General features: G+C 72.3%; 10 protein-coding genes. 2 read left to right on the top strand and 8 right to left on the bottom strand.

Going from position 1 to position 7,983, the window contains the following annotated elements:
* The 8 genes from gltS to ACIY1X_RS22340 form a co-directional block, all read right to left on the bottom strand.
* A partial coding sequence (gltS, locus tag ACIY1X_RS22375) for a sodium/glutamate symporter (protein ID WP_399684865.1) occupies positions 1-1,210 on the bottom strand: 1,210 nt, incomplete at its 3' end.
* 20 nt (positions 1,211-1,230) lie between these two features.
* Positions 1,231-1,623: a hypothetical protein gene (locus ACIY1X_RS22370; RefSeq protein WP_399684863.1), complete on the bottom strand. Its 393-nt coding sequence runs from the start codon at positions 1,621-1,623 to the stop codon at positions 1,231-1,233.
* 37 nt (positions 1,624-1,660) lie between these two features.
* Entirely contained in the window at positions 1,661-1,954 is a 294-nt protein-coding gene (locus ACIY1X_RS22365; protein ID WP_399684860.1) for a copper-binding protein, read from the bottom strand.
* Positions 1,955-2,131: 177 nt separating this feature from the next.
* A complete protein-coding gene (locus tag ACIY1X_RS22360) occupies positions 2,132-2,581 on the bottom strand; it encodes a DUF411 domain-containing protein (RefSeq protein WP_399684857.1) in 450 nt (149 codons plus the stop codon).
* Between the two features lie 23 nt (positions 2,582-2,604).
* On the bottom strand, positions 2,605-3,993 hold the full coding sequence (locus ACIY1X_RS22355) for a multicopper oxidase family protein (RefSeq protein ID WP_399684855.1): 1,389 nt from the start codon (positions 3,991-3,993) through the stop codon (positions 2,605-2,607).
* Positions 3,993-5,453 carry a TolC family protein gene (locus ACIY1X_RS22350; RefSeq protein ID WP_399684854.1) on the bottom strand — a complete coding sequence of 487 codons (1,461 nt, stop codon included), beginning with the start codon at positions 5,451-5,453 and terminating at the stop codon, positions 3,993-3,995. Before ACIY1X_RS22350 ends, ACIY1X_RS22355 begins: the two co-directional genes overlap by 1 nt.
* Positions 5,454-5,531: 78 nt before the next feature.
* On the bottom strand, positions 5,532-5,900 hold the full coding sequence (locus ACIY1X_RS22345; RefSeq protein WP_399684851.1) for a DUF2946 family protein: 369 nt from the start codon (positions 5,898-5,900) through the stop codon (positions 5,532-5,534).
* Between the two features lie 9 nt (positions 5,901-5,909).
* Positions 5,910-6,710, bottom strand: a complete 801-nt coding sequence (locus tag ACIY1X_RS22340) for a DUF2189 domain-containing protein (protein WP_399684848.1) — start codon at positions 6,708-6,710, stop codon at positions 5,910-5,912.
* A 124-nt stretch (positions 6,711-6,834) separates the two neighbouring features.
* Here ACIY1X_RS22340 and ACIY1X_RS22335 point away from each other — a divergent pair, with 124 nt between their 5' ends.
* Entirely contained in the window at positions 6,835-7,587 is a 753-nt protein-coding gene (locus ACIY1X_RS22335) for a class II aldolase/adducin family protein (protein ID WP_399684846.1), read from the top strand.
* Between the two features lie 42 nt (positions 7,588-7,629).
* Positions 7,630-7,851, top strand: coding sequence for a 4-oxalocrotonate tautomerase (locus ACIY1X_RS22330; RefSeq protein WP_399684843.1), 222 nt, complete (start codon positions 7,630-7,632; stop codon positions 7,849-7,851).
* The last annotated feature ends 132 nt before the right edge of the window (positions 7,852-7,983 follow it).

Here is a 7,983-nt window from a genome sequence, read left to right as displayed (position 1 = left end):
CCATCACCCCGATCACCACCGCATTCACCAGATCGATGAAGAACCCGCACACCAGCGGCACGACGATGAAGGCGCGGGGCGCTGCGCCGTGCTCGCGGGTGACGGCGCTCATGTTGGCGATGGCGGTGGCGGTGGAGCCGAGGGCGATGCCGCCGAAGCCGGCGCACATGACGGCCGACTCGTAGTTGCGGCCCATGCAGGGGTAGACCACCCACAGCGTGAAGGCGGCGGCCAGCGCGATCTGCAGGGCCAGGGTGGTGCCGACGAAGGCGGCGGCCTGCGCCAGGGTCCACGGCTGCAGGCCCATCAGCGCCATGGTGAGGAAGACGCCCAGGCACACGTCGGAGATCAGCGCCACGCCCGGCTGCATGCTGGACCAGTTCCACAAACGGCCGTCCTTCTGCGGCAGCAGGCTGCACACGTTGCGCAGCACGATGCCGGCGAGCAGGCAGCCGACGAAGTCCGGCAGGCGCAGGCCGGTCAGCGCGATCAGCGTGCCGATGCCGCGCCCGAGCAGCAGCGCCACGTTGAGCCACAGCACCGCCAGCAGCACGCCGTGGTAGTCGATGCGCACGTGGGTCTGCCGGTCGTAGGGCTGGCCGATCTCCAGTTCCGACGTGGCGGCGGCGGGCACCAGGTGGTGGCGGCGCATCAGCCAGGCGGCGATGGGGCCGCCGATGCAGCAGGCGGCGATCAGGCCGATCATGTTGCTCGCCAGGCCGAGCGTCTCGGCCTCGGCGATGCCCAGGTCGCGCACGAAGTGCGGCGCCCAGGCCAGCGTGGTGCCCACGCCGCCGGTCAGCGAGATGGAGCCGGTCATCAGGCCGGCGCGCCGGTCCAGCCCGAACAGGCCCGCCATGCCCATGCCCAGCAGGTTCTGCAGCACGATGAAGCCCACGGCCAGCGCCAGCAGCATGGCCAGCGCCGGCCCGCCGCGCGCCAGGGTGCGCACGTCGGAGCCCAGGCCGATGGCGGCGAAGAAATACAGCAGCAGCATGTCGCGCGCGCCCAGCTCGAAGTGCGTGCGCAGCCCGGTGGCGGCGTACAGCGCCGCCACCACCGCGACGCACACCAGCCCGCCGGCCACCGCCTCGGGGATGCTGTAGCGGCGCAGCGCCTCGATGCGCTGCGTCAGCTCCTTGCCGACGAAGAGCAGCAGGATCGCGAGCGTGAAGCTGTTGAAGGCGTTGACGTGGAGTTCGGCAGGCATGGATGCGCGGCTTCGCTGGCTCAGCCGTGGGGTTTCGCGTCCGTGACCAGCGCGGCATCCACCTCGCGGATGCGGCGCTCCTCGTAGTAGCCGCCGTACTCGGTGTAGCGCAGGAAGGGCCGGCCGCACTGCGCGCAGACCCACACGTCGCAGCGGTTGTACGGATGGAAGGCCGGCGCGATGGGTGCGCGCGGCGACCAGTAGCCGGTGCCCTCGGGGTGGTATTCCTCCAGCGTCGGCTCCTCCCAGGCCGCCTCGCCCTCGGCGCGCAGGCTGCCGACGCGGCGCAGGCCGGATTCGGGGAAGCTGCCGGGGAAGGCCTCCCAGCCGGGGCAGGCGAGCACGGCGCAGGCCTCGCATGCGCCCGCGCTGCCGTGCCGCCGGGCCAGGGCGATCAGTTCTTCGGTGGTCATGCGCGCATTGTCCCGTCGGCGGCGCGCGGCCGCCGCGTCACTTCGCGGGTTCCAGCGACAGCAGGGTCAGGGCGCCGTCCACGTTGTCGGCGGTGATGCGCACCTTGTCGCCGGCCTTCACGTCCTTGAGCAGGGCCGGGTCCTTGACGCGGAAGACCATGGTCATCGCGCCCATGTCGATGTTGGGGATGTCGCCGTGGCGCAGGGTGATGCGGTTCTGCGCGGCATCGACCTTGCGGACCTCGGCGTCCACCTTGGGCAGGTCGGCCTGCTGCGCGAAGGCGCACGCGGAAAGCAGCGAGAGGGCGAGAGTGGCAAGGGTTTTCTTCATCGTTCGGTTCTCCTGGGAGAGAGGTTGGAAAGTTTCATGTCGAATCGCGCGCCGTCAACAAGGACCGTTCAGGCTGAGCTTGTCGAAGCCCGTGACGGCACTTCGACCCTTCGACAAGCTCAGCACAGGCCAAGCTCGGTGCGAACGGATTCCTGCTTTCTTGAAAGCAGATCCGTCTCAGCGATAGCTTTGGAACACGCGTGTCCGGCCGCCGGCCAGCACCAGCAGCACGTCGTAGGGGTCGCGGCGCTCGCCGTACACGGCGCCGTCCATGCCGGGCGAGCCGACGGGCATGCCCGGCACGGCCAGGCCGATGGCGCCCTCGGGGCGCTCGGCCAGCAGGCGCTTGATCTCGCGGGCAGGCACGTGGCCTTCGATGGCGAAGCCTTCGACGAAGGCCGTGTGGCACGAGCCGAGTTTCTGCGGGATGCCGGCGCGGGCGCGCGCGGCGTTGTTGCCTTCGTCGCGCACGCGGGTGGCGAAGCCGTTGGCGTCGAGGTGCTTCACCCAGTCGTGGCAGCAGCCGCAGCTGGGGTCCTTCCAGACCTCGACCATCGGCGCGGCGGCGAAGGCGCCGGGGGTCAGCAGGCCGAGCGGGGCGGCGAGGAGAAGAGTGCGTCGTTTCATCGGTGGCTCCTTGAACAGGCGGATCAGTGGTGTTGATGGGGTGAGTGGCCGCCGGGCTTGCGCACGCTGGCGGCGGGTGCGGCCTGATTGCCGGCCGCATCGGGTGCGCGCTGCGCCGGCGGCGGCGCACCGGCCGCCTCGCGCGCGACGGTGCCGCCCGGGTGCCGGAACCAGCCCGGGTCTCGGTAGTCGTTCGGCCCCTGGCCGCGGCGCACCTTCAGCAAGGTGAACATGCCGCCCATCTCGGCCGGGCCGAAGGGGCCCTGGCCGGTCATCATGGGCAGGGTGTTGTCGGGCAGGGGCATCTCCATGCTGCCCATCTCGGCCATGCCGCGCTCGCCCATCACCATGTAGTCGGGCACCAGCTTGCGGATCTTCTCGCCGATGCCCGCGTGGTCCACGCCGATCATGGTCGGCACGTCGTGGCCCATCGGGCCCATGGTGTGGTGGCTCTTGTGGCAGTGCAGCGCCCAGTCGCCTTCCTCGTCGGCGACGAACTCGATCTGCCGCATCTGGCCCACGGCGACGTCGGTCGTCACCTCGGGCCAGCGCGCGCCCGGCGGCACGGGGCCGCCGTCGGTGCCCGTCACCTCGAACTCGTGGCCGTGCAGATGGATGGGGTGGTTGGTCATCGTGAGGTTGCCGACGCGGATGCGCACCCGATCCCCCTGGCGCACGCACAGGTTGTCGATGGCCGGGAACACGCGGCTGTTGAAAGCCCAGGTGTTGAAGTCCGTCATCGTGTTGACCTTGGGCGTGGCGCTGCCGGGCTCGACGTCGAAGCTGCCGAGCAGGAAGCAGAAGTCGCGCTGCACGCGAGAAATGGCCGGATGCGCGCGATCTCGCGGGTGCGTGACCCAGAAGCCCATCATGCCCATCGCCATCTGCACCATCTCGTCGGCATGCGGGTGGTACATGAAGGTGCCGGGCCGGCGCGCGGTGAACTCGTAGACGAAGGTCTTGCCCGGCGGGATGTGCGGCTGCGTGATGCCGCCGACGCCGTCCATGCCGTTGGGCAGGCGCTGGCCGTGCCAGTGCACGGTGGTGTGCTCGGGCAGGCGGTTGGTCACGAAGAGGCGCACGCGGTCGCCCTCGACGACCTCGATGGTGGGGCCGGGCGACTGGCCGTTGTAACCCCACATGTTGACCTTGAAGCCGGGCGCCATCTCGCGCACCACCGGTTCGGCGACGAGGTGGAATTCCTTGACGCCGCCCTTCATGCGCCAGGGCAGCGTCCAGCCGTTGAGGGTGACGACCGGGTCGTAGGGCCGGCCGTTGGGCGGCGTGAGCGGCGCGGCGGTGGCCGCGGAGGACTGCGAGGCGGCCTCGGGCACGGCGGCCAGCGCGACGCGGCTGACGGCGGTGGCGGCGGCGCCCGCGAGCGCGCCGGAGAAGAAGTGGCGGCGGTCCATCAGTGGCCTCCCTCGCTCGCGGCGGCCACGGCCGGCCCCGCATCGCCCTGCAGCGCCGACACGCCGGCGGGCGAGCTGCCCGTCAGCGCCATCTGCAGGTCGACGTCGGCCAGCCAGAAGTCGCGCTGCGCCTGCATGGCGGCGTTGACGGCGAGCATGCTGGCGCGCGTCTCGGCCAGCAGCTCCCACACGCTGGAGACCATCGCGTTGTAGCGCAGCACCATCTCGTCGTTGACCTTCCGGCGCAGCGGCAGCACCTCGCTCTGGTAGCGGTGCGCTACCTGCCAGGCGTGGCGGCGGGCGGCCTCGGCCTCGCGCGCCTCGCTGGCGGCGGCCAGGGCCACGGCGCGCACGCGGGCCGCGGATTGCAGGTACAGCGCCTCGGCCCGGGCGTTGCGCGACTGGCCCCAGTCGAAGAGGGGGATCGGCAGTTCCAGCTCCCAGCCGCGCTGGGTGCTGCGGCCGCGGTCGGCGTCGTTGGCGAAGGTGGTGTTGCGCGCGATGCCGAGGTCGATGCCGTTGACGATGCGCGTCGCGCGGGTCAGGCCCAGCGCGTCGGCGGTGGCGGCGCTGCCGGCGCGGGCGGTGCGCAGGTCGAGCCGGTCGCGCAGCGCCTGGGACTGCAGGTCGTCGGCCTCGGGCAGCGCGGCGGGCAGGGCGGGCAGGCGGTCGGGCAGGTGCAGCTTTGCGGCTTGCGAGGCGTCCAGGCCCAGCAGGCGGACGAGCTGCTCGCGCGACGACGCGGCCGCCTGTTCGGCCCGCGCGAGCTGCGCGGCGGCATCCGCGTGCAGCAGTTGCTCGCGGGCGGCCTGCAGCGTGCTCCAGTTGCCCACGCGCTGCATGCGCCCGGCCAGCTCGGCGCCGGCCTCGGCGGCGTCGCGCGCGTCGCGCAGGTAGGCGGCGCCCTGCTGCGCGGCCACGGCGCGCACCCAGGCGCGGCGCGCATCGGCCGCCAGTTGCAGCACCTGCTGCGCGGCGTCGAGCTTGGCCGTCTCGTGCCGCTGGCCGGCCCAGCGCGCCTGCCAGGGCAGGGCGATCAGGCCGACGACATTGAAGCTGACGAGGCGCTCCAGTTCCAGTTCGCGCCCTTCGCGCAGGCGGCTGAAGGAGAGCACCGGGTTGGGCAGGCTGGCCGCCTGCACGCGCTCGGCGTCGGAGAGCTGCAGCGTGGCGAAGGCGGCCTGCATGCGCGGGCTGTGGGCGAGTGCGATCCGCACGGCGGCCTCGGCGTCCAGCGGCCGGGCGAGCAGCGCCTCCACCTGGGCGGCGGAGGCTTCATCGGGTGCGCGGTGGACCGGCGCATCGGCCAGCAGCGGGTGGCCGGCCAGCAGTTGCTGCACGTCCTGCTCGCCGCCGTCGGGCGAGAGGCTGGCGCAGCCGGCGAGCAGCAGCGCCGCGGCGAGGAGGGCAGGAAGAGCAAGAAAAGGACGCGGCCCGGGCCGGTCGGGGAAGGGGTTCAAGATGACGCTCCTGGAAGCAACACATCGGCGCCGCGGCCTCGCGCGGAGGCGGCAGCGGACGGACTACGGGCAGGAAGGTCAGGAAATGGGCGGCTTGTCGGCCTGCTGCGGCAGCGCGCTGGCGAAGCGCTGCGCCGGTGCCTGCGGCTGCGCCAGGGTTGGCGCGGCGGCCGGGGCCGCCGGGGCGTCGCCGGTCATCGCGGCCGAGTGGCAGAGCTGGCACAGCGAGCACTGCGCGTGGTGCGAGGCGTCGCCCGGCGCGTCGTGGCCGGCGGTGTGCGCGGCGGATGCCGCATCGGCCGCCTCGTGGCAGGGCGGCATCGCATCGGCACCGGCGCCGGCAGCCTGCGAAACGGCCGCCGGCGCCGTTTCCATCGCCATCGCGCCGCCCATCCAGCCGCGCAGGGGCAGCAGGACGATGGCCAGGACGAGGACGAGGATGCGCACCCGCCGATTCTAGGCGGCCGTGGGTTCCGAAGGCCCCACGGCACCCCGGTAGGCATGCCAGGTGGCATGGCCGAGCCAGGGCGCGACCACCAGCAGGCCCAGCGCCCACGGCAGCAGCAGGGCGCCCAGCGTGAGCGCGACGATCAGCGCGCCCCACAGCAGCATCACGCCCGGCTGGCCCAGCACGAGCTGGAAGCTGCGCAGCCCGGCGGTGATGGCGTCGGTGTCGCGGTCCAGGATCATGGGGATGGAGATCACGCAGGTGGAGAACACGATGGCCGCGAACACGCCGCCCACCATCGCGTAGGCGGCCACGAATTCCAGGTTCTCGGGGTTGAAGACCGCCTGCACCACGCCCGTGGTGCTGGGCATGCCGGTGTTGAAGAACACCGCGAACACCACCAGCGAGGCGCGTCCCCACAGCAGCTCCAGCACCAGCAGCACCAGCACGAGCATGGCCATGGAGCCGATGCGCCGGTCCCAGCAGGTGAGCGAGGCCGCGAAGTCCGGCGGCAGGCCGGCCTCGCGCCGGCGGCTGGCCTCGTACAGGCCCATCGCCAGGAAGGGGCCGACCAGGAAGCAGCCGGAGACGATGGTCATCGTGTACTCGGGCCGGCCGCGGAACACCAGGCCGATGGCGAGCGCCATGCACCAGAAGGCCAGCCCGAAGAACAGCGAGAGCGGCCAGGCCGCGGCGAGGTCGCGCGCGCCCGCGGCCAGCCAGTGCAGCGGGGCGCTCCAGCCCAGCGGACGCAGGGGCGGGGCGGCGGGCGCGGTCTCGTCCGGGGTGGAAGCGGGGGCATCGGTCATGGCGGCGGGGAAGAAGGTGGCGATGCCCCGATCTTGCGGACGGCGGGCGCGCCGTCAATCCGGCTTTGCCGAGGGCGCGCAGGCGGCGGCGGGCCGGCTGCATGCGTTCTAATTCCCGCTGACCATGGCCAGCCCCACGCGCCCGACCCGCACCGAACGCGACGTCCGCATCGACCTCGCGGCCGCCTACCGCATGGCCGCCATCAACGGCTGGGACGACACCGTCTACACCCACCTCTCGGCCAGCGTGCCGGGCGAGCCGGGCCACTACCTCATCAACCCCTTCGGCGCCACCTTCGACGAGATCACCGCCTCCAGCCTGGTGAAGGTGAACGTGCAGGGCCGCGTGGCCGACGGCTCCGGCGCGCGGGTCAACCCGAGCGGCTTCGCCATCCACGGCGCGGTGCACGCGGCGCGGCCGGAGGTGGAGTGCGTCATCCACCTGCACACGCCCTGGGGCGTGGCGCTGTCGATGCTGCCGGGTGGGCTGCAGCCGACTTCGCAATGGGCGATGCGGCTGCACGGCCGCCTCGGCCGCCATGCCTACGAGGGGCTGGCGCTCGGGCCCGAGGAGCAGCAGCGCCTGGTGGCCGAGCTGGGCCCGCTCGACGGCCTGCTGCTGGAGAACCACGGCCCGCTGGTCGTGGGCCGCAGCGTGGCCGAGGCCTGGATGCTGATGCACATGCTGGAGCGGGCCGCCCGGGCGCAGTTGCGCGCGATGGCCGCCACCGGCGGGCAGGTGCTCGTCGCCTCGCCCGAGCTCGCGTCGCTCACCTACCGGCAGTGGGTGGGCGACGGCAGCGAATGGGACGGCGACCTGGAGTGGCCGGCCCTGCTGCGGCGGCTGGACCGCACCGCGCCCGGCTACCGCGACTGACGCCGCCCTTTCCTTTCATTCCCATCCCATCGGAGATACCCCATGCCCACCATCCGCGTCGAGATGTTCGAAGGCCGCACCGTGGAACAGAAGCGCGCCCTGGCCGGCGCCATCACCGAGGCCGTCGTGCGCACCCTCGGCGGCTCGGCCGATGGCGTCGACGTCGTGTTCTTCGACATCCCGCGCCACGACTGGGCCACCGGCGGCCAGTTGTGGAGCGACAAGGGGCAGCAGCAGGCGCAGGCCGGCTCTGGCGGGATTTGACGCGAGCCAACCAAGACTGTTCAGCATGTGAACCCGGGGTTGATTTGAAGGCTGCGCAAAGCAAGGCCTGGCCCGATCGCCGCCCCAAGTCTGCGCAGGACTATGGCGTGTATCGGCAGGGGGATCGCATCG

Source organism: Xenophilus sp. (assembly GCF_044462705.1).
Lineage (GTDB): Bacteria > Pseudomonadota > Gammaproteobacteria > Burkholderiales > Burkholderiaceae_C > Xenophilus > Xenophilus azovorans.
The sequence above is the reverse complement of the archived record's forward strand: the minus strand, read 5'-3'. Positions and strand labels throughout refer to the sequence as shown.

Coding starts and splice junctions, on each gene's coding strand:
- ACIY1X_RS22370 (WP_399684863.1), bottom strand. CDS start 1,623: ATGACCACCGAAGAACTGATCGCCCTGGCCCGGCGGCACGGCAGCGCG.
- ACIY1X_RS22365 (WP_399684860.1), bottom strand. CDS start 1,954: ATGAAGAAAACCCTTGCCACTCTCGCCCTCTCGCTGCTTTCCGCGTGC.
- ACIY1X_RS22360 (WP_399684857.1), bottom strand. CDS start 2,581: ATGAAACGACGCACTCTTCTCCTCGCCGCCCCGCTCGGCCTGCTGACC.
- ACIY1X_RS22355 (WP_399684855.1), bottom strand. CDS start 3,993: ATGGACCGCCGCCACTTCTTCTCCGGCGCGCTCGCGGGCGCCGCCGCC.
- ACIY1X_RS22340 (WP_399684848.1), bottom strand. CDS start 6,710: ATGACCGATGCCCCCGCTTCCACCCCGGACGAGACCGCGCCCGCCGCC.
- ACIY1X_RS22335 (WP_399684846.1), top strand. CDS start 6,835: ATGGCCAGCCCCACGCGCCCGACCCGCACCGAACGCGACGTCCGCATC.
- ACIY1X_RS22330 (WP_399684843.1), top strand. CDS start 7,630: ATGCCCACCATCCGCGTCGAGATGTTCGAAGGCCGCACCGTGGAACAG.